The organism is Domibacillus indicus, assembly GCF_000970685.1.
Taxonomy (GTDB): domain Bacteria; phylum Bacillota; class Bacilli; order Bacillales; family Domibacillaceae; genus Domibacillus; species Domibacillus indicus.
The window spans coordinates 15,158-37,065 of the sequence record NZ_LAJB01000002.1 but is presented as its reverse complement, the minus strand read 5'-3'; the positions used below and the strand labels follow the sequence as shown (position 1 = coordinate 37,065).

Below are 21,908 nucleotides of genomic sequence, written 5' to 3'. Positions count from 1 at the left end.
TTTTATTTTAAAGAAGCAAGCATTATTTATAATGTGATTTAAATATAATCGGAGGTAATTTTACATGACGAACATTGCTGCCCATGGAGGCCAACTTATTAACCAGTACAATCCGGAACTTGACCTGTCCGGCATTTCAAAAGAAGTGGAGCTTGATGCAACTGCTCTCAGCGACCTTGAACTGATCGCTACAGGCGCATTCAGCCCGCTTACCGGCTTTTTAACACAAAAAGACTATGACAGTGTCGTAAAAAATATGCGCCTGGCAGATGGCACAGTGTGGAGCATCCCGATTACTCTTCCGGTACAAGATGCATCAGGTTACGAAAAAGGCGATACGGTTCTTTTAAAACAAAACGGCACTGTTTACGGCGTCTTATCAATTGAAGATATTTATGAGCCTGATCAAAAGCTCGAAGCGCAAAATGTGTATAAAACAACAGAAGAAGCACATCCAGGCGTGAAAAAAGTTTATGACCGCGGTTCTGTTTATCTTGGCGGTCCGATTACGCTTGTGAAACGCATTGAACGCGAGCAGTTCGCAGAATTTTACTTTGACCCGGCCGAAACACGCCGCATTTTCCAAGAAAACGGCTGGAATAAAATTGTCGGCTTCCAAACACGGAACCCGGTTCACCGTGCGCATGAGTACATTCAAAAATCAGCGCTTGAAATTGTCGACGCGCTTCTTTTAAATCCGCTGGTAGGCGAAACGAAATCAGATGATATTCCGGCTGATATCCGCATGGAAAGCTATCAGGTGCTTCTCCGTGACTACTATCCGGCTGACCGAGTAAAGCTTGCTGTGTTCCCGGCGGCGATGCGCTATGCAGGCCCGCGCGAAGCGATTTTCCACGCGCTTGTTCGCAAAAACTACGGCTGCACGCACTTCATTGTCGGCCGTGACCATGCAGGTGTAGGCGACTACTACGGCACGTATGAAGCGCAGGAAATCTTCTCTAACTTCACAGCGGAAGAAATCGGCATTACCCTGCTATTCTTTGAACACAGCTTTTTCTGCAAAAAATGCGGCAACATGGCATCATCAAAAACATGCCCGCATTCAAAAGAAGACCATGTTATTCTTTCTGGCACAAAAGTGCGTGAAATGCTCCGTGCCGGTGAAATCCCGCCAGCAGAATTCAGCCGTAAAGAAGTGGTTGAAGTACTAATCCGCGGCATGAAGCAGCCGACGAACGCCTAATTGGAGGAGAATAAACATGACAAACAACAATATCGTATGGCATGAACAGTCATTAACAAAAGAAGAACGTCGTGAGAAAAACGGACATCACAGCGCGGTTTTATGGTTTACCGGGCTGTCCGGCTCAGGCAAGTCAACGGTCGCAAATGCAGCGGCCCGCCGCTTGTTTGACCTTGGCGTAAGCACATATGTACTTGACGGGGACAATGTCCGTCATGGCCTGAATAAAGACCTTGGCTTTTCCGATGAAGCACGGAAAGAAAACATCCGCCGCATCGGCGAAGTAGCAAAGCTGTTTGTTGATGGCGGCCAGCTTGTGTTTACTGCTTTTATTTCGCCATTCCGCGAAGACCGGGATACTGTCCGCGCTCTTCTTAACGAGGATGAGTTTATTGAAGTATACGTAGAGTGCCCGATTGAAAAATGTGAAGCGCGCGATCCAAAAGGATTGTATAAAAAAGCAAGAGCGGGAGAAATCCCTGAATTCACGGGCATTTCATCTCCATATGAAGCACCGGAAAAGCCCGAGCTTGTTGTAAACACAGATCAGTACTCCGTTGAAGAGTGTGTGGATCAAATTATCGGCTATTTAAAAGAAAAAAACATGCTACAATAAAAAGAAAAGCACGATGAACGGAGGTGGCACGATGGGCAAAATTTGGCTTGTCGGTGCAGGTCCGGGAGATCCGGATTTAATTACGGTGAAAGGATTAAAAGCCATACAGGAAGCGGATGTTATTTTGTATGACCGCCTGATCAGCATGGAACTGCTCAAGCATGCGAAAGAAGGAGCCGAGCTTCTTTTTTGCGGGAAACTGCCGGACCGCCATTTTGTCCAGCAGGAAAATATAAATGAACTTCTTGTAGAGCATGCCAGACAGGGGAAGCAGGTGGTCCGCTTAAAAGGCGGCGATCCCTATGTGTTTGGACGCGGCGGCGAGGAAGCGGCGTTTGCGGTCCAAAACGGAGTGGAGTTTGAAGTTGTGCCGGGCATTACGTCCGGTATCGCCGCACCCGCTTATGCCGGCATTCCTGTTACACACCGTGATCACGGAGCTTCTTTTGCCATCGTAACCGGCCACCGCAAAGAAGGTGCCGATGAAGAACTGAAATGGGCGTCCCTGGCAAAAGGCATTGATACAATTGCCGTTTATATGGGCGTAAAAAATCTACCGTATATTCAGGAAAAACTGATGAAATACGGAAAATCTCCCGAAACACCTGCAGCTCTCATTCACTGGGGAACAACGGATAAGCAGCAGACGGTAACGGGCACGCTTCTGGATATTCATGATGTGGCCCAAAAGAAAGGCATTACCAACCCGAGCATGATTATTATCGGCGACGTTGTAAAGATGCGGAGCGAGCTACAATGGTTTGAAGAAAATGCAGGAACCGTAACGGGAGGTGCCAAAGGGTGAAAGCTGTTCTTTATATTTGCCATGGAACCCGTGTAAAAGAAGGTGCACGGCAGGCGGCAGACTTTATTAAAGAAACCATGCCGCTTGTTGATATACCCATCCAGGAAATTTGCTATCTTGAGCTCTCAGAGCCTTCTATTGAAGAAGGGCTCCGTGCCTGCGTGGAAAAAGGAGCAACGGATATCACGGCGATTCCGTTTCTTCTTTTAACAGCCGGCCATGCGAAAGAAGATATTCCGCAGGAGCTTGCCAGTGCCGCAGAAAAGTTCCCTGATGCTGTGATCCGTTACGGCAGGCCTCTCGGGGTAAACGAACAAATTATTGATGTATTGATTGACCGAATGAAAGAAGCCGCACCGATATCACCGGATGCAGCTGTCCTTCTTGTTGGCCGCGGCAGCAGTGATCCGGCAACAAAGAAAGATTTCAGCCGCATTCGGTCTCTCTTTCAAGAAAAAACCAAGTTAACTGATGTGTATATTGGATATATGGCTGCCTGTGAGCCTGCTTTTGAGGATTCTCTCCAGGAGGCGGCTTCTCAACATCCAAAGCAGCTGTTTATCGTTCCTTATATTTTGTTTACCGGCGTATTAACCAAAACGATGGACCGCGCTGTGAAAAAGCTTGAAATGGACGGAGACGTTTACCTGTGCCGGCACCTTGGCTACGATCCCGTAATCAGCCGCCTGTTAGCAGAGCGCGTCAATGAGGCCGCCCAGTCGGAGCCCGTATGTTTCCCATTATGATTGACCTGCGCGGCCAAAAAGTCGTCATTGCCGGCGGCGGACCGGTCGCTCTTCATAAAATCGAAAACCTGCTTCGCTTCGGCATAAAGCCGCATGTAGTCAGTCCGGAATGCCATCCGTCTATTGAACGGCTCGCCGCTGCAGAAAAAGTGGTGATCCATCGCAAAAAAGTAGAATGGTGCGATCTTGAGAATGCCTTTTTAATTATGCTTGTGACTGATGACAGGGAAGCCAATGCCCGGATGGCAGAGCTTGCGGTCCAGCATGGCAAACTGGTTGTTCATGCGGAGCATAACGACCTTGGCAATGCGCAAATCCCTGCTGTGCTGATCCGCGGCAGGCTGATGATCAGCGTTTCGACAGGCGGGGCAAGCCCAACCCTGTCAACTCAAATACGAAACCGGCTTGAAGACGAATTTGATGAGCGGTATGAAGACTATTTAGATTTTTTGTTTGAGGCACGACAGTATATTAAAAACAATATTGATGCTCGGCCGGAACGGAGAATGTGGCTGAAAAAAGCAGCGGAATCCCGGTATCTTGACCACCCGGAAGAACGGGAACAATATATGGCGGATCTTCTTTCACGCTATCCCGGTTTGTAGATCACAGGAGGAACCAATATGGAACGTTTTATTATCTTTGCGCTTGTCGGGCTTGCTGCCCAGCTTGTTGATGGTTCACTTGGAATGGGTTACGGCCTGACCTCCACTACATTGCTTTTAACCGCAGGCATTGCCCCCGCTGTCGCTTCCGCTTCCGTTCATATGGCAGAGGTAGTGACTACAGCGGCATCGGGCATCAGCCACCGCCAGTTCGGCAATGTAGACAAAGCTATGCTGAGAAAACTGATTGTACCCGGTGCTATCGGCGCTTTTGCCGGCGCAACGTTTTTAAGCAGCCTGACAGGAGAGTACGTGCGTCTTTACGTTTCTGGGTTCCTGCTTTGCCTTGGACTGTTTATACTCGGTCGTTTTCTTTTGTTAAAAGATGCGCGCAGCCAGGCACCAAAGGCGCCAACAAACCGGTTTTTCATACCACTGGGCCTGATTGGGGGATTTTTTGATGCGAGCGGAGGCGGTGGATGGGGACCCATCGCTACGCCGGCCCTGCTTTCCCAAAAAGGAATGGAGCCGCGGAAAGTAATCGGTACTGTTGCAGCCAGCGAATTTGCTATTGCTGTATCAGCTACAATTGGATTTATGATTTCGCTTGGTCCCGATAAAATCAACTGGCTCTGGGCGGGTGCTATTATGCTTGGCGGCATTATTGCAGCGCCGTTTGCAGCATGGATTGTCAAAAGCCTGCCGACCCGTGTGCTGGCTGTTATCGTAAGCGGCATGCTCATCATGACCAATTTAAATGCGATATTAGCGTACACAGCGATCTCAGGATCTGCAAAGTCAGCAATCTTCATCGCACTGCTTGTTATCTGGATCCCGCTCACCATTTTCATGATTCAAAAAGAACGAAACATTTCTAAAAGAGAAAAGCAGACACTGCTTGCAGCAGAAGAAACTTCTTATTAATTTATGTGAAGCACGGCTCCAGTAAAGGAGTTGTGCTTTTTTCGTACCCAGCTGTTTAAAATCGGATATACTAGTAATAAAACGAAAGAAGGGGCTTTTATGAAAATTCAATTTTCTGCTTTGGAATCATCGGTAAACAAAAAACGCCCTTCTGTCAATGCCCAGCTTTATTCCGCCAAAAGCGGCCGGGCATCCATTAAGCGGTCCAGAATCCGCTCAAAAGGGGAATCTGACGCACTGACAGCACTTGTTCTGGCAAAAAAAAAGCGGGCGGTGCAGGAAGGGACATTTGTGTTTAAAGAGGCGGGGAAAATTTACTTTGATGCATATTGATGGATTGAAAAAAAAAAGTTCTTTTGCTGCGGCGCCTGCCGATTCGCGAGCGGATGTTTGAGTTTGCCGGACTTCTCACAGAATATATGGCAGGCCAGGGCATTAAGCCGGTTGTAGTGGGCGGCCTGGCTGTTGAGCTGATACGCTCAATCACTATACGACACACGATGTTGATTTTATTACCAGTGGATGGGAACAATTTGAGATCTGCTGACAAAAGAGCTTGGATTCAGCAAAACCTCACGTGAGTGGTACCATGAGAAGCTTGAAATTGCGATTGAAATACCTTCAAGCCAGCTCGAAGGAAACGAAGAAAAAGTCGTTGAAATTGAATGAAAAAGCGGCCAGCATTTTTGTTATTTCAGTTGAAGACATCATTATCCACCGGCTCCTGAAAATCATGAAGATTATTAATGGACTTACCGGATGTTTTTGCTTCATAAAGATGATTTAATTGATCATGATCACTTAACAAAAGAATCAGTTAAAACCGGCACGTACAGGTGGTTTCAAATCTGGCAGCAGTGATGAAACAAAAATCGCCTTTTAAATTTCTCTTTTTTCTCAATATTACAAGTTTACTTCTAAAATGAGAAAAAAGATATATAACTTTCTATAATAAATATTATGTTAACTTTAAAAGAATTTTGTTCACTCAACGTCCATTCTTCCAAGTTGCGATAATAATCGTTATTGTCACCTTCTTTTTCGCAAGTTGATCATAATAATTAGGTTATTGTCTCTTTACATAACAGCCGCTTTTGTTTCGATAACGCACTTCTTTTTTACATTAACAGATGATCATTTTCTCACTAGGAGGTTTCCATATGAATTTCCATCATGCTGCCGATGAATTCATGTTATATTTGCAGGTCGAAAAAAACTATTCGGTCCATACGTTAACCGCATATGCATATGATTTAAAATCCTTTGAACACTTTTTAGTCAGCCACAACCGGCCGCTTGACCTTACACAGATTCAATCATCGACTGTACGTCGTTTTATCCAGGACCAAGTATTAAACCACCAAATACAGCCCAAAACAATTCACAGGCGCATTTCCTGTCTGCATTCCTTTGCTCATTTTTGTTTACGGGAAAAGTATATGACCATTGACTTTATGGGTGGAATTGAACCACCTAAAGCAGATAAGAAATTGCCAGTGTATATGTCATTAAGTGAACTTCAGCAGCTTTTCCGTTTTTTTGAAAAGAATGATTCTCGTTTTTCTTTGCGTAATCACTTGATGATCAAACTTCTGGCTACTACAGGTATGAGACGCCAGGAACTTTTGGATTTAACATGGCAGCAGGTTGACCTTAGCAATCAAACCATTTTGGTGCTGGGAAAAGGAAAAAAAGAGCGCCTTCTTCCTATTCATCCGACCGTTACCCCACTTTTTTGTGCCTATAAGAAAGGGTTGCTTCCGTATCAGATACATGGCACCGAATCAGTATTTTTAAGCAAAAATAAGACAAAGATGACCCCTCAAGCTCTTCATAAGATTTTCAAAGAGGGACTCGTCAAAGCAGGACTCCCGCCTAAGCGGTTTACGCTCCATCACCTTCGGCATACTTTTGCGACCTTACTGCTACAGGAAAACAAAGAGAATGTTGATTTACGAACGATTCAAGAGCTGTTAGGACATGAGAGCCTGGCTACAACCTCAATCTACACGCATGTTGATTTTGAGCAAAAAAAACGAGCTATCAATACCTTTAAACTGTGAATGCACATGGTTCCTACTAAACTAAGTAAGAACAATAGGAACACGTCTTTAAAAAAGAAAACTCCCATACCACAGAATATTATTCACTGTGGTATGGGAGTTTTTCATCGATGGCATTACGAGGAATCGAAATCATATATACATTGCTATTGATTTGTTTGATACGGACTTTTTTGGTGAATCCATTCCCCTGATCCTCAATCCAGCCTCTAGTGTGCCACTCTGAGAGAACCTTTCGAGAATTATAACCGAGTTGTGTTAATCTTTCTTTTAGTTTCTCGGGGAAAAACGCGATAAATTGCCAATTAGGATCGTGATCCCAACGCCCTGTCATCTCTGGACAAGGTTCTAGCCCTTCACGTCCGTAAAAGGAAGACTCATAAGCATACGCCCAATTCAGGATGGCTTTAAACGCTTTTTCAGCAATATCAAGGTCTTCTTCTACCTTTCTCATCTTTTGCCAGAGATCACTCAGCACATCATGGTATGCAAATGGAAAAGGAGTCTCATTCTCCAGAAAAGCATCGTGTACAAGAGAAGCGACATACTGAATAGCGGCCACATAATCTGCGATCCGGCCCAATACGGCATTTTCTTCACTCGATATAAGCTCGTACACTGTTTGCCGGTATTCTTCCTTCCAGGCTTCCCATTTAGATTGATGTTTCATGACATATTGAATAAAAATTGGATAAGCATGTCCATAATGACTGATCAACGTGTGATTAATGTTATCTATATCTTTTTTTATCTCCATATCCCGTTTGTCGAATGGAGACCCTTCGATGGTTAAAGTGCGCGCTTTGGTGCCTCCATCATTTGTAAACGAGACAACCGGCTTCTCGCCACTTGAGATGAGAACAGTTTTCCAGGATGAAACAGAATAAAAACCAGTTGCATGACCTCTCCCTTTGCCTCTCCCATTGGCTACACTGTATAAAACACTTGCGATATCTCTTGGTGATGATGCAAGCTGCGATTCGTCCAGAATTAGCGGAAGATGGTTGATAAAAGAAGCATATTTTTCAACCCAAGCTTTGGTCGAATGCCAGCTATAGATAATAGAATCTTGCGACTGTTCTCCAGGGTTTCCACAAGTACTTGCTGCTATGCGCAGGGCCGTTGTTTTGCCTCCTGAAGTTAGGCCACAGTAGTCCAAAACAAAATTAGGGCAATTGATAATGTCTAAAATAACCGGGAGAAAGGAAGCGTAAAAGCCAATCATCGCTTTTGGATAACGGGCAGCAACCGCTATTCCCTCTATCCATTTTTCTAACAGCCCATTTGTCTTAAAACCCTCCGCGGCTGCTTCTTCATCCGCATGATGCTTAAATGTTATATGAGCCATTGTATCATCAGATACATGACCGTTAACGGACACATAATTTCTGCCCCAGAGAAAGCCATTTCGTTCTTTTTGCCAGCCTAGTTTACTAGAGATTTTCTGGAAGGGCAGTCTCTGTAAGTTAGCCGCTTCCAAGTCAGCTAAAAATTCAACTATGGCAGATGCATTTGTTGTATTAATGGGAAACCCATATTTTGAAGCTTGAACAATCATCCTAGAAGTGGAGATGTCTTCCCTGCTGACAAACCATTCCCGTTCTTGACCTGCTCGTTTGCATGCTAATTTTACATATTCATTTTCACTGACAATATCCAAAAACAGAGATTTAATATAAATGGGTGCCAGAGAAATACGGCTCCATCTTGGTTCCAGGGTTGTTTCAGGAGAGATATCTCGCCATATCTCTCCTGATTTATCTAACTTGTATTTATCAGGCAGTAAGAGGCCATTTAATAGTTGTCCTAAATCGTTTTTATCCTTCTCCGTATCAATATCGTCTTTTAAACCAGTTGGAAGGTACTGATCCAGGTCACTTGTATAAGGGTAAAAAGCCTGCTGTCTCATTGGTTATCTTCTCCTTTCTTGCGCTAAAATTAAAAACGGCTCCCATTTAAATAATGAACAAAATTCGAATTGTTGCTGAATGCAGGAGATGTATTAGACAAATGCAGCAGGCCGGGATTTGCTTTTATTAAATCAATCGCTTGGCTAAGAGCTTGAATATTTACATCTTTTTGCATACTCTCCTGAAAGAGAGCCTGTTCTTCTAATATCCCCGCCAACTGCTTAACGGTTGACACTCCCTTTAACAATGGCCGGTTCCGCGAAGCGAACTCTTCAAATTCAGCGTCAAAATCATGTATATAAAGCCTTAGTTCTTCCAGTGTTTTTGACTTATTATGAATATATCGCTTTGTTGTCTGCATGTTACCTTTGCTGCTGTGTGATAGGCTCAGTTGGATTACATGGTCACTAGCACCCTTGCTGTCAAGATGGGTAGCCAAAGTGTATCTAAACCCATGAGGAGAAAATACTTTTTCCCCTTCCCACCCTAATTTCTGACATAAACGCTTAATCATATAGTTGAATTGTTTATTTTGAAGGGGTTCTCCCTTTAAATTACGCAATAGGTGGTCTTCCGCTTTTAAATTATGTGTGTCGATATGCTTTTGAATTAACTTAACCATCGTAGGACTAAGAGGCATTTCAAGGCTGTTTTTACGGCTTTGCCGCAGCTTTACGGTTTTGTTTTCAAAATTTATGTGCTGTACTTTAACAGCATTTAATGTGTTGACTCGTGCCGCAGTTACTAATGCAAATTTGACATTAAATTCAATGTCAAACCCCTCCTGCTTTAGCTTTTCAACAGCTAGGTAAACAAGTTTTTGTTCAAACACAGTCAAATGACGTGAATGTGCATCCTGGCTCTCTATCGTTATTTTTATTAACTCAAAAGGATTTTGTGCAAGTATACCGATTTGATGATAAAAGCGAAGGATTGATCTTAACGCCCGAAATGCATTATCAATAGTAGTATCTTTCTTACCTAGTCGCCCTTTTAAATTTTTTTGCCAAGCTTTACAAATTGGAAGATCAACGTTTTTCAACAGAGGGTCTACTTTATTTAAGACGAGAAAGCTAACAAAGTTCTGCATATGATATTCGTAATTTTTTTTGGTATTTGCCGACCATGCATGATACTTGCAAGCAATAAAAAATGCTTCAAGAAGCGGTGTTTCTCCATTTACAACCTTTCTTAAAGCCTCAATATTTAAAACTAAATCTTCGTTTGCCTCGAATCCAACTTGAGTCTCTTTGTTATCCATATTTTCCATTTGTATGCCTCCTGTTATACTCTAGAAATACAAAAAACCCCAAACTTAACAAATGCATCCCTCTTGGACAGAAAATACCTGCACAAGAGCATTGTTTTAAAGTTTGGGGTTTTCCCTTATAAAGTATTTAATTTTTAAGAAATTTAGAAATTGCTATGTAGAATAATTTACACACACTATCAAAAAAAGTCAATAACAAATAGTTGATTTTTTATTAATAAAGTTGAAAACTAAGTTTATATTAATAAGAATCCCTATATCCGCTCTGCTAATGCCTTCATTTAAGGACATGATCATGCTAAAATAAATTGTTACTTTTCATATAGGAAGTATGTGATACCATTGCAACAAACCATTCAATTTGGCAAAAGATCTATCCCTTACATTCTTCATGAATCGGGCTCCCGAAAAACCCTTGGTATTGCCGTAGAAGATGGCCAAGTCATTGTTACCATTCCCGCTGGAACAAACACAAGAAAATACGAACAGATTTTACTCCAAAAAGCTCCCTGGATACTGAAACAGCTTGCTCACTTTGAAGAAATGCGTGTAACCAGCAGGTCTCTTCAATTTCGCTCAGGAGAAAAGCTTCCCTATCTTGGCCGTTATTATCGATTAAAAGTACGGTCGGAAGCAGTCTCTGTTCCCACTTTTCGTTTTTTTAAAGGTCAGTTTGAGGCCGTGGTTCCGTTAGAGGCATCAACCGAAGATTACCGGAATCATTTGTATCCTTTGTATAAAGAATGGATCATTCAAAAGGGAAAACGATTTGCTGAAAAGCGAATTAACCGCTTCACACAACGGTTAGGAAAGACTCCTAGTGATCTTTCTGTACGAAGCATGGAGAAACGATGGGGTAGTTGTACGCCACAGGGACGAATCCTTCTGAACTGGCGGATTTTTTTAGCGCCTGTTTCTATGGTCGATTATGTACTAGCTCATGAATTGGCTCACTTGAAAGAAATGAACCATACGCAGGCTTATTGGGATACACTTCGGATGCTTTTGCCTGACTATGAAGAAAGAAAAGAGTGGCTGAGACTAAACGGCAGCCAGCTTTACGTATAAACGCAAAAAAGAAGAGCGTAGCGGCTCTTCTTTTTCACAAAGCTTATTAAAATTGTGTTTCGGCTAAAGCAGAGAAATAACCACACAGCATGTTTGCTTCATCTAGATCCTTTGTTTTTTTCAGCAAAAGAATCTTCAAGTCCGCATTTAGCTTACGCCGGAAGTCCATCTTGGCTTTCCAGTCTGGAATCACGGTCACACGCTCTTCAAAGTAACGGTGGACATCTGCAGACCACTCTTTCAACTCTGCTTCATCACGAACTCCTTCATAGACTTCTCGAAACTTATTGAAATATGGTTCCTGCTCTTTTGTCAGACCACTCTGTGTTTTCCCCGCCTCTTTTTCAACTAACTCATCACGTAATCGCCGATATTCTTCAATCAGTTCATCAATGGTGAGCTGACGCTCTTTAAATCGTTCCAGCAGCTGTTTAAGACGCTCAGATACTTTAGTGTAGTATACTTCATCCGCTTCAATCTTCACGCTGATTTCTTTTCTTATAGCATGTTCCATCTGGGCAGCTTTTGATTCAGGCAGCACATTCTTTTCAACTTCCTCATTAAATGTTCCGTCTAACAGCTGAACAGGATCTCGCACTTCAATGCCTTCGATATTCAAATATTTATGGACAAGCTGTCGTACTTTTTCTCCACAGTCAGCAATATCCAATCCATCCTCTACTGTATAGCGAGACTTGGCCAGCTGGCGGATCAGGCCGGCGAATTTGAGATCGGCAATATACGGCTCTGCTTTTGGACTTGGCATGACTTTATCCATGCTTTCTGCAAATCGTTTATACGCCTGGTCAAAATCAGCACGGTCATCTTCATCTTTTAGCCGGAGTACTGCTGCTTCACGCTGTTCTTTAGACAAGCCATCGAAAAATCGCATAACCGTCCGATTTCGTTGCTCCAGGCGTGGCAGTTCCTCGTTAATGGATTCTAGAGCCCCTCGCACATCACTAGAGCTGAAAACAGCCAGCGCTTGATCTAAGAAGCGTGATACTCCAAAGTAATCCACAATCAAGCCATAATGTTTATTTTCATCGTATCTCCGGTTTGTCCGGGCAATCGCTTGAAGCAAATTATGTTCACGAAGCGGCCGATCTAAATACATAACCTGCTCAATTGGAGCATCAAAGCCTGTCAGCAGTTTATCGCACACAATGAGCATCGAGAGTTTGTCCACTTCGAATGGCTTTTTGAACCGCTCAATTAGCTCTTTTTCTTCCTCTTTAGAAATATGATAGTCTCTCAGCTCTTCAATATCATTGTGCCTTGCTGAGAAAACAACGGCCGATTCAAATTTGCCAGCGGCGTATGTTTGAATCAATTTCTGATATTCGACGGCTGCACGCCGCGATACCGCAACAACCTGTGCTTTATAACCATTGACCAAGATATGACTTTCAAAATGCTTTACGATGTCAATCGCAATTTGTTCCATTCGATCCGGTGCTGTCAGAATCAGTTCTTCATTTACATGCTTTTGCTTAATTTTTTCGCGTCCATCTTCATCGTATTCATAAAAGACACGCTCAAATAATTCATCCAGCGTTTCTCCTTTTACTTGAAGTTGCGGAAGGCGGGATTCATACAAAATCGGCACCGTTGCGCCATCCTCTACGGCCTGCTCAATCGTGTATTTGTCGATATACGCGCCGAACTTCCCTGTTGTGGACCGTTTCTTTTTATCAATCGGTGTACCGGTAAACGCAATAAACGTTGCATTTGGCAGTGCCTTACGCATGTTAAGCGCCAGCCCTTTGTACTGTGACCGGTGCGATTCATCGGTCATGACAATGATGTTTTCAGCCTGTGTTAAGACAGGGAATCCTGTTCCGTCTTCTTCAACACCTTGAAACTTTTGAATAAGGGTCATGACGGTGGCCCCCGGTCCCCTTGTGAGCTGCTGTTTCAAGTCCGCAACAGATTCAGCCTGCGTAGGATTAGGGAAATTACAGTTTCGGAACGTCTTCGTGATCTGGTCATCGAGATCTTGGCGGTCAGTGACAATGACAATCATCGGATTTTCGAGTGATGCTACGCGGCGCAGTTTCATCGCCAAATACACCATCGTCAGGGACTTACCTGAACCTTGTGTATGCCAGACAACACCGCCACGGTCATCTGGACGCTCGCCACGTACAATCCGATCTAATGCTTTATTCACAGCACGGTATTGCTGGTAGCGTGCGAGTTTCTTCACTTTGCCATCATAGACAATAAAATTGCGCATCAAATCTAGTACAGCTTCGCGCCGTAATACTCCCGCCGCTAACACGTCCTGTGGCCGGTCACTGGCCACATCATCTAATGTTAGGGGATAAGGGTCTTTCCAGAGACCATAGTGTTGTGGACGTGCCCCAACCGTTCCAATGCGTGCACGATCACGGCTGGTCACAATCAGCATTTGGTTGTACCAGAACAATTTTGGGTGCGTTTCCTGATATCGATCAAATTGCCGGACCCCTTCTGGCAGCTGTGCATCCCATTTTAATTTTGGGCTTTTGCATTCTACGACAACAAGAGGCAGTCCATTTATGTAAATAACTACATCCGGCCGGATCGTTCCACTCGCATTTTCATAGCTGATCTGATTGATGACAAGGAAATCGTTATTGTCGATATTCTCAAAATCAAACAATGTCACGGTCTGATTCTTCTTACCAGTCCCGCGGTCTTGTTGGACAGCCATGCCCCGGCCAAACAGTTTATCATACACAGTTTGATTCGCCGTCATGCTGTCTGCTTCCGCTATTGTCGTAAGTTCAGCGATAACTTTATCAATATTGGCATCGATTATCCAAGGGTTTAGATCTTTCAACACCTTGTGCAGCCGTTTTTCCAAAACAATGCTTGTCCTTGCCCGTCGGTCTTTCCTTATATCCAGCTCTTCCCCGGTTAAATACGTATAGCCATAGCCTTGTAATTGCCGTACTAAAGGCATCTCTACTTCCGTCATTTCTAATTGATCTCGCACCTGCTTCACCTCCTGGTGTATACAAAGAAAGGGACGGTTTACACCGTCACCCGCACTTTTCCTGTAAGTAATTGCTGCATTAAGCCTTTTTTTAACTCAATTTGCTTCTCTTTCTCCTGCTCATAAGTCTCAATTTGCTCGTCAATCGTTGAGAGGATATCAGCAATTTTTTGTTGTTCTCTTAAAGGAGGAATAGCCAACCTAATAAGCTCAATATGTTTATTATTTATTTGCGGCACAGAAGACGTATCAGCAAATTCTACTAATCCTCTAAAAGAAAGTAAATAGAAGAGATACTCGTGATACAAGTTCGAGCTATTGTTTATTTCTAAAGCCATCAAATTCGTGTCCATATATCCGCTTCTAGATACGAGAGCTATCTTATTAGTAAATATTGAAGCACCCCTTTTAGGAAATATAATAGAATTTTCTTTAATTTCCTCAAAGCTTAGATTTTCGAAATTGAATATGGATTTATTTAAATATTTTTTAGTGAAATTTAAATCATTCACCTTATAAAATGGATATTTTCCAATCGAGCTAAGTACTCCCATTTTCGATGGAGATGCACCACCTCTAATACGTATTAGGTCTCTAAGTGTATATACATTCCACAATTCTGGTATTTCACCAAGCTCTGACTGTTTAAATTCTGTGTGTCCTATTCCTTTTGTTAAAAGTTGTTGCATTAAACCTTTTTTCAATTCTTTTGTTTTTTGAATGAGCTGCTCTGTGTTATCAATTTGCTCATCTGTTGTTGAAAGGATTTCAGCAATTCTCTGTTGTTCCTCTAACGGTGGAAGTGGAAGTGGATAATTTTTCAAAGCATCCATATCCACTCCTGTTTGACCAGAAGACCTTTGAGAAAGATGATCGATTAATTTGAAAAGTTCTTCCTTGCATAAGAAATAATAAGCATATTCCTTTAGTAATTTTTTTTCATTAGGTATAGCCTTTATCAATGCAACATTGTAAGATCCAGCTAACCCTCTAAGAATCTGAAATACAGGTGGACCATATCTGCCAATCATGATATCTGTTTCATCACAAAAACGCTTTGCCATTTCTTTTGGTATATAGGTAAGATATTTATCAGTTTTGTAATCACGAATCTGTATTAAGCGAATATAACCTTCTTTTTTCTCGGATGAAAAGTACTTTCTCGGAGGTTGTTGTCCACCTTGAAAAGTGAAAAGCTCTCCCACCGTTTTCGTTTCCCATTTAGATGGAATCGAATCCATTTCTGTCTGCTCCTTATAACCTTCTTTAAATTCCGTTTTCATTATACTTCACCTATTCCGAGTTCCTGTAAATAACCTGATAATTTTTGTTTGATCAATTGGTGTTTATTTTCGATCTCTTTCAAATCTGTCAGCAAAGTGTTTATATCAACTAGTTCTTCTTCCTCAGACTTATCAATGTAGCGGCTAATATTTAAATTATAACCGTTCTCTTCAATCTCTTCGATTGGCACACATTGTGCATACTTTTCAATATTTTTATAATCATTGAACGCATCAGTGATTTTTAGTATATCTATTTCACGTAATGTATTTTGATTTTTACCTTCTTGAAAATCTGATTCCGCAGAGATAAATAAGACGTTGCCTTTACGCTCTTCCGGTTTGTTTCGATTAAGAATTAAAATACATGCCGGTATACCTGTTCCGTAAAATAGCCCTGATGGCAGCCCAATAACCGCCTCAACCAAATCTGATTCAAGAAGATCCTGACGGATTTTCCCTTCCGCTCCTCCTCGAAATAACACACCATGAGGCATTACAACGCCAGCTATTCCGTCATGCTTGAGTGACGCAACCATATGTTGAACGAATGCATAATCTCCAGCATTTTTAGGAGGAATCCCAAAACGAAAACGGCCAAATGTGTCTGTTTCTGCTGCCTCACGTCCCCACTCTTTTAAGGAAAACGGTGGATTGGCAATTACACGATCGAACAGCATAAGTTCGCCGTCTTCTAACAATTTAGGGTCGCGAATCGTATCCCCTTTGCGAATATCATGATCGGGCAACCCATGAAGCAGCAAGTTCATTTTCGCGATACTCCATGTATTCAGGTTTTTCTCCTGGCCATATAATGATAGCGCTTGAGGATTGCCGCCTTTTGCACGTACGTAGTCAACGGATTGAATCAACATACCACCAGATCCACAAGTCGGATCGTACACGCGCATGCCTTCTTTTGGTTTAATAAGCTTAACAATAAGCTCTACCACTTTCGATGGTGTATAGAACTCGCCACCTTTTTTACCAGCATCATCCGCAAATTGTGAAATCAGATACTCATAAGCACGACCAAGCATATCCGGCTCTGATAAATTCTCGTTTGTTAAGCTCAAAATCGAAAAGTGTTGAATGAGGCGCTGAAGTACATCATCTGTTAAGACTTCCTTACGATTAAAATCAATTGGTGTCAGTACACCTTCTAATGTTTTGTTTTCATTTTCAAGCGCTTCAAAAGCCACATTGATGGTTGTTCCAATATCTTGTGCATTTTTGCGGATCTCATCCCAACGCGCTTCAACTGGCACAAAGAATTGATACTGTTCCGGATCTTCTGCTAAAATTAATCCGATTTCCTGGCCCTGTTCCATAATTAATTGAGCACGCCTTTCATAAAATACATCGCTCAACCGTTTAATAAAGAGCAATCCGAAGATATAGCTTTTATAGTCACTGGAATCAATCGAACCACGCAAAATGTCCGCTGATTTCCATAAGTGGGATTCAAGTTCTTGTAATGTGATTTTCGCCAAGTTGGTAGTCTCCTTTAGATGTAGTGTAACTCTCTCTATTTTAACAAAATTCTCGTTCTGTTTAATATAATATTTATTCTGATATAGAAACGTTTAACTCATTTACACGGCCCATAGATCCCTTCAAGGCATCTATGGGCCTTGCTCCATTCTAATTTGTTAAGCCAGCCTATTTCCTGGATAAACCTTACGAATATTCTCAATCGTTAAAAGGCCCTTCAAGTTGTGATAAGATTTTACATTAAATCTGTCAGCAACTATTTTTAAATCATGTAAAGTTAATTGATTATCCTCAATCAGTTTTTCGGCTTGATGAATCATACCGCTACGCTGAATAATTTTGGCGGTTAAATTTTCTATTCCAAAATACTCGCGAATTATTTCCACTCTCCTATATATTAAAAATTTGTCTACTTGGGAATTTAATCTTTCAGTGTTTGTAATAGAAGAACGGATTACATAATCACTATTTACCAGATCTGTATAGGGCCTAATATTATTATTAGCCGTTTGATTGATTTCACCATTTCGCTTGTGGTATATTCGATCTTGAAGTGCTCCTTTGATTAAATCAATGGTACGATCATCTACACTTAAATATCGCTCAGTGTATTTAACAGGATTTCCATTCTGATCAGCTTGCAGTGTGTTTATTAACCTCAAGCGGTTGTTTTCCCCATCAATATCTTGCTTTTTAAGATTCTTTATTTCAGACATTTCCTTTCCTGCAACCCCTGTAAACAGCAGGCGCAGGATGACAGCATCTTGGTAATTTACACAGCCATCCTCATAATACCTCAGGGTTTTTTCCGTAATATATTCTTCTTTGTTGACAATGTATTTTTCAAAGTCAACGGGTCTAAAACTAGATAACACATTTACGGAAGCCAGCCCCTTCTGTAAACTCCAATGTAAGTAACTTGAAATAATCCTTGCATAACTTTCAATTGTATTTCTAGACTTGGATTCAAACTGAAACAAAACAGCTTCTAATTCTTCTTTGTTAAACTTATTTAGATCCTTCCCCATCTTCTGTTCAATTTCTGAGGTTTTAATAAAAATTCTTTTGTAGCTATTGCTTGTTTCTACGGTAATTATATTTTTATTAATTTGCTCTTCTAAAAAGGCATTTTTGATTTCTTCGTTAAATAAAACATTATTTGGTTCTTCTTTGTTTAATTTTAGCATTGGCCTCTCTCCTTTTCCCTTTTATCCTTATCCCTCTTTTCATCTAAAGAAGCTCATACGTCATCCTTTATATTTTATATACATTCTATAGGCCGTATTTAGACCGTTCATAGCATTCCTGTCGTTGATTTCCGCAAGATTTACATTTATTAAAGGTTTTGTTCCTTATAACGGTTTTCGATATCAAGCATCACTTCTTTAATTTTTGAATAGCTGACCCAAAACCCAGACTTTCATATATAGAAAAATACTGCTTTTTGCGTTCTTCTTGTGCTTTTCGAATTAAATCGTCTGCTTCTTCCCACCGCTTAATCACTTCATATTGTTCTTTGAGAGAAATAAGAGGAATGCTAATGGACTTAATATCGTTCGGCGTTAATACAGTCATAACCGAACCGCTCTGATTAACTTCAAAGTAATACTGGCCTGCTGGGCTTTCCAGGAATCGTTGAATATATAAAGGGTTCACTTCTTCAGGAGATGCCACACGCACGATAATAAACATATTTGACACCAGTATGGTTCCTTCATATTCAGGTACGATGGCTATTTTTTGCTGTGTCCCTCTACTTGAAACAAGAATATCACCTGGTTTAGCGGTAACGCGTTCAATATCTCTCGTTTGGACGGGGAACTTCTCAATTGTTTCAAATTGAATTGTTCCGTTTTCAATATCACGCAGCTGAATAACCGGATAAATCTCACCAACCGGATTTTCCATTTGTCTTCGGCTTGGCAGGTTAACCCCTCGGATAACGTCTGCTATTTCTTCAATATTAATTAACGCTGGAGTTTCTGTTTCGTATTTCTTCTTGTTAAATACCAACTTTCCGAATTCTGTTTTCAGTTCAACATTTACAAAATACAAAGTGGGATTTAAATCAAAATTATTTTCTTCTATCTCTTGTATGGAAACAATTCGCGAATACTGCTCTTTAGTATCGAATGATTCTAAAGTGTCTGTAATTTTAACAATATGTTCTTGCTGCAAAAACCTTTGTGTTCTTGTGCGTTCATAATCTCCTTCCGCATTTACAAATTGTACTTTTCCTTTTTTTTCTGCCGGTTTGTTTTTATTCAATATAAGAAGAGCAACCTGAATACCTGTACCGCTGAATAAATTGGTCGGCAATGAAACAATGCTTTCAATTACATCGTCTTTTAAAAGGATAGATCTTATTTTCCTTTCTGCTGCTCCCCTGACCAGTATTCCAAAAGGTACCACAATAGCCGCTTTACCTGTATTATTCAAGGATGATAATGCGTGTAAGATAAACCCGTAATCTCCTTGTGACTTTGGAGGTATAGCATACATTTTAAAACGATCATAAGGATCCTTTTCTGCAAAATCATATCCCCAGTCTCTTAAACCAAATGGATAATTCATCAGAACATAATCAAATTGCTTGATCCGACTGTTTTCCACCCATTTTGGTTCGCGAATCGTATCGCCTAATTTTATATCGCCCTTCAATGGTAAGATATTGCTGATAAATAAGTTAAGTTTTCCAAGAATAAAAAGGTTTTCATTAATTTCTTGTCCATAAACTGTTACATCATTTCCATTACTTCGTGCATAGTCGTATGCAGCTACCGCAATATTCGCAATTCCAGCAGTAGCATCATAAACTGTTCCGCTACCTGGTTTTAATGACTGTACCATCAATTGAATTAATCCTTTAGGAGTAAAGTCAAATACTTTGGAAGCTGAAAACAATTCATCAATTAAAGCATTAAAAAATTCAACAACCATATTTTTATTTCGATATTCTTCCTTTGTTAATCCATAGCGGTCGAAAAGAACAACCATTTTATAAAAAACATCTTCTTCAATGTCCTTGAATGATTCTGTAAGAAATACATTTAGCAGGGCTGGTTCAAGAAGTTCCAACTTTTTATACATTTCCGTTAAGCTCTCTTTTACGGTGCCCAACTTATTTTTGAAGTCTTCCCTGGCAACGATTTCTGTCAACTTATTCGAATAACTTTTTTGTTCCATTGCGTAAAACAGGGCGTGCAGTTTTAGTATTTCGATTGTTACATTTTCCTTAGTTTCTTTTTGCTCGAATCGCCCTTCTAATTCATTTAAAAATTCTAATGCTTTTTCTCTAGACAAATTATTCCCTCCTCAATTTCTTTAAACGGTATTATTAATTCTCTTTTTATTATAGCTCAAAAAAAGGGAATTATTTTTCAATATCTCCAATGCAGAGTTAATTGCTCCTGTAATCCCTCTGCTTCTTGGATATGTTACTGGTACAGCATACTTCTTTGTCAGTGTTTTCACTTCCCACATGGTTTTATGGGAACAGGCCGCTTGTAAGAGAACTACACAATCAGCTTGTTTCACTAACTTTTCGAATACTGAAGTGCTTTGTCGTTTAATTATACCATTGTGAAACAATATATTGTACTCACCATTTTTCTTTCCAACTTCTTGGTAACCAGCTTTGTTAAATCCACCTACGATAAGGATCGTTTTCAATCACATTCCTCCTAACGAATTGGTGTGTTTCTTATTTTAAACATTCATTTATAATTTAATGGGATGCTGTTAGTGTTGCTCTGTCACTCTTAGTTTTAAAATCCATTTAAACACATTCTTCAGTTTGCCCACTTGTCTAAAGGAGAATTACTGAATAACTTTATTCCCTTTCCTTATTCACTTCTTCGCTCATCCATTCCAACAACTCATTGTACTTTTTCTCGTTTACCATCTTCTCAACATGCTGCTTCATTTCTTTATTTCGCTTAAAGCATGTTTTCTTCAATTCCCGAATTTCTTCGGCATGCTGTTGGAGGACGCACGCCATTTGCACCGTATCTTGATAAATAAAATCCATGTCCCATGATTCACCGACAGCTTTCTTAGCGACAATGGCAGCTCCCGTTTCTGTTGCAAAATAAGTATCCCATTTATAATGAAGGGATAGTTCATTAAAGTAGCGCTGCTGAATAACGGTGAACCACATACCTTGGTAGATACCAGACAGCTGTACTTTCGGTGAAAAACGATGATGACCGCTGCAGCCGGCCAGCGTAGTGACCCCAGCCAGATTTAGCGACTTTACAAACATGGCCATATTGGCATCAAGATCAAGCGCATTTACTTTGATACCAAAGCGGCGCTGTGCAAATGAGCGCCATTTGAAATGGTACCCTTCCATCCGAATCGGAAATGATTTTCCTTTTTCGTGCATAATCTTTTTCATTATAGAAATCGGCAGCTGATTGATCAGTACTTCAAATGAATAACTGCTTTTCCACAGTGTTGGAATGTTTAACTTTTCAAGAAGAAATCGGACCTTTTTAATGTCATTATCTGTATTTTCCTTAGTCAATGTAAGTACGCCGCCATGTGTCTTCACAAATAAGCCTCTTGTCTGAAGCGCTTCTCCTACACGATCTGTTGCATTCATCATTTCAAGTTTCATTAAGTTCATCGCCATCACTCCTCTTTTTTTGTCAGTTATAGTTCAACACCTGCCTATAGAAAAATAATTTCATTAAATCTTCGCTAAACAAATTGCTGTCTGTTTCCTCTGTTAGCGATCTGATGTTTATAATATACTATATTCATTAATTCCTGTAAAGAGTATTTTAAATTCCTTTTTATATTTAATTAAATTCTTTATTGAAAATCAGCCGTTTGATATGATTTTCTCTCTATAATATATGGGCGGTTACAAACAGTTTTCCATTTTAACTTGAATTTATCTTTTATAACCAGCAGAATCACTTAGTGGCTCA

At 40.9% G+C, this 21,908-nt stretch carries 18 protein-coding genes; 9 read left to right on the top strand and 9 right to left on the bottom strand.

Features of this window, described 5'->3' with window-relative positions:
* The first annotated feature begins 64 nt into the window (after positions 1-64).
* The 8 genes from sat (at position 65) to VP98_RS00375 (ending at position 6,963) form a co-directional block, all read left to right on the top strand.
* On the top strand, positions 65-1,204 hold the full coding sequence (gene sat / locus VP98_RS00410) for a sulfate adenylyltransferase (protein ID WP_046173363.1): 1,140 nt from the start codon (positions 65-67) through the stop codon (positions 1,202-1,204).
* A 16-nt stretch (positions 1,205-1,220) separates the two neighbouring features.
* On the top strand, positions 1,221-1,820 hold the full coding sequence (gene cysC, locus VP98_RS00405; protein WP_046173362.1) for an adenylyl-sulfate kinase: 600 nt from the start codon (positions 1,221-1,223) through the stop codon (positions 1,818-1,820).
* A 31-nt stretch (positions 1,821-1,851) separates the two neighbouring features.
* Complete coding sequence (gene cobA / locus VP98_RS00400; RefSeq protein ID WP_046173361.1) at positions 1,852-2,625, top strand: uroporphyrinogen-III C-methyltransferase; 774 nt, start codon at positions 1,852-1,854, stop codon at positions 2,623-2,625.
* On the top strand, positions 2,622-3,371 hold the full coding sequence (locus tag VP98_RS00395; protein WP_046173360.1) for a sirohydrochlorin chelatase: 750 nt from the start codon (positions 2,622-2,624) through the stop codon (positions 3,369-3,371). The genes cobA and VP98_RS00395 overlap by 4 nt, the downstream gene beginning before the upstream one ends.
* On the top strand, positions 3,356-3,976 hold the full coding sequence (locus tag VP98_RS00390; RefSeq protein ID WP_046173359.1) for a precorrin-2 dehydrogenase/sirohydrochlorin ferrochelatase family protein: 621 nt from the start codon (positions 3,356-3,358) through the stop codon (positions 3,974-3,976). The genes VP98_RS00395 and VP98_RS00390 overlap by 16 nt, the downstream gene beginning before the upstream one ends.
* Positions 3,977-3,994: 18 nt before the next feature.
* Positions 3,995-4,900, top strand: coding sequence for a sulfite exporter TauE/SafE family protein (locus tag VP98_RS00385; RefSeq protein WP_046173358.1), 906 nt, complete (start codon positions 3,995-3,997; stop codon positions 4,898-4,900).
* A gap of 99 nt (positions 4,901-4,999) precedes the next feature.
* Positions 5,000-5,233 carry a hypothetical protein gene (locus VP98_RS00380; protein WP_046173357.1) on the top strand — a complete coding sequence of 78 codons (234 nt, stop codon included), beginning with the start codon at positions 5,000-5,002 and terminating at the stop codon, positions 5,231-5,233.
* An 827-nt stretch (positions 5,234-6,060) separates the two neighbouring features.
* On the top strand, positions 6,061-6,963 hold the full coding sequence (locus VP98_RS00375) for a tyrosine-type recombinase/integrase (protein WP_046173356.1): 903 nt from the start codon (positions 6,061-6,063) through the stop codon (positions 6,961-6,963).
* 79 nt (positions 6,964-7,042) lie between these two features.
* Here the strand turns inward: VP98_RS00375 and VP98_RS00370 are convergent, their stop codons facing one another.
* Both VP98_RS00370 and VP98_RS00365 read right to left on the bottom strand, forming a co-directional pair.
* Complete coding sequence (locus VP98_RS00370) at positions 7,043-8,872, bottom strand: DUF927 domain-containing protein (RefSeq protein ID WP_046173355.1); 1,830 nt, start codon at positions 8,870-8,872, stop codon at positions 7,043-7,045.
* Between the two features lie 29 nt (positions 8,873-8,901).
* Complete coding sequence (locus VP98_RS00365) at positions 8,902-10,143, bottom strand: tyrosine-type recombinase/integrase (RefSeq protein ID WP_046173354.1); 1,242 nt, start codon at positions 10,141-10,143, stop codon at positions 8,902-8,904.
* Between the two features lie 342 nt (positions 10,144-10,485).
* Between VP98_RS00365 and VP98_RS00360 the strand changes: the two genes are divergently transcribed.
* On the top strand, positions 10,486-11,211 hold the full coding sequence (locus VP98_RS00360; RefSeq protein ID WP_046173353.1) for a M48 family metallopeptidase: 726 nt from the start codon (positions 10,486-10,488) through the stop codon (positions 11,209-11,211).
* A 46-nt stretch (positions 11,212-11,257) separates the two neighbouring features.
* Here the strand turns inward: VP98_RS00360 and VP98_RS00355 are convergent, their stop codons facing one another.
* From VP98_RS00355 to VP98_RS00325, 7 genes are all read right to left on the bottom strand, one after another.
* Complete coding sequence (locus VP98_RS00355; protein WP_231584088.1) at positions 11,258-14,194, bottom strand: type I restriction endonuclease subunit R; 2,937 nt, start codon at positions 14,192-14,194, stop codon at positions 11,258-11,260.
* A gap of 38 nt (positions 14,195-14,232) precedes the next feature.
* On the bottom strand, positions 14,233-15,477 hold the full coding sequence (locus tag VP98_RS19010) for a restriction endonuclease subunit S (protein ID WP_052712065.1): 1,245 nt from the start codon (positions 15,475-15,477) through the stop codon (positions 14,233-14,235).
* Complete coding sequence (locus VP98_RS00345) at positions 15,477-16,970, bottom strand: type I restriction-modification system subunit M (protein WP_046173352.1); 1,494 nt, start codon at positions 16,968-16,970, stop codon at positions 15,477-15,479. Before VP98_RS00345 ends, VP98_RS19010 begins: the two co-directional genes overlap by 1 nt.
* 159 nt (positions 16,971-17,129) lie before the next feature.
* Entirely contained in the window at positions 17,130-18,158 is a 1,029-nt protein-coding gene (locus tag VP98_RS00340; RefSeq protein WP_046173351.1) for a site-specific integrase, read from the bottom strand.
* 190 nt (positions 18,159-18,348) lie between these two features.
* The gene (locus tag VP98_RS00335) at positions 18,349-20,274 is read right to left on the bottom strand and encodes an N-6 DNA methylase (RefSeq protein ID WP_046173350.1); all 1,926 of its coding nucleotides are present in this window, start codon (positions 20,272-20,274) and stop codon (positions 18,349-18,351) included.
* A gap of 21 nt (positions 20,275-20,295) precedes the next feature.
* On the bottom strand, positions 20,296-20,643 hold the full coding sequence (locus tag VP98_RS00330; protein ID WP_046173349.1) for a DUF2325 domain-containing protein: 348 nt from the start codon (positions 20,641-20,643) through the stop codon (positions 20,296-20,298).
* A gap of 160 nt (positions 20,644-20,803) precedes the next feature.
* Entirely contained in the window at positions 20,804-21,601 is a 798-nt protein-coding gene (locus VP98_RS00325; RefSeq protein WP_046173348.1) for a hypothetical protein, read from the bottom strand.
* Positions 21,602-21,908: the final 307 nt, after the last annotated feature.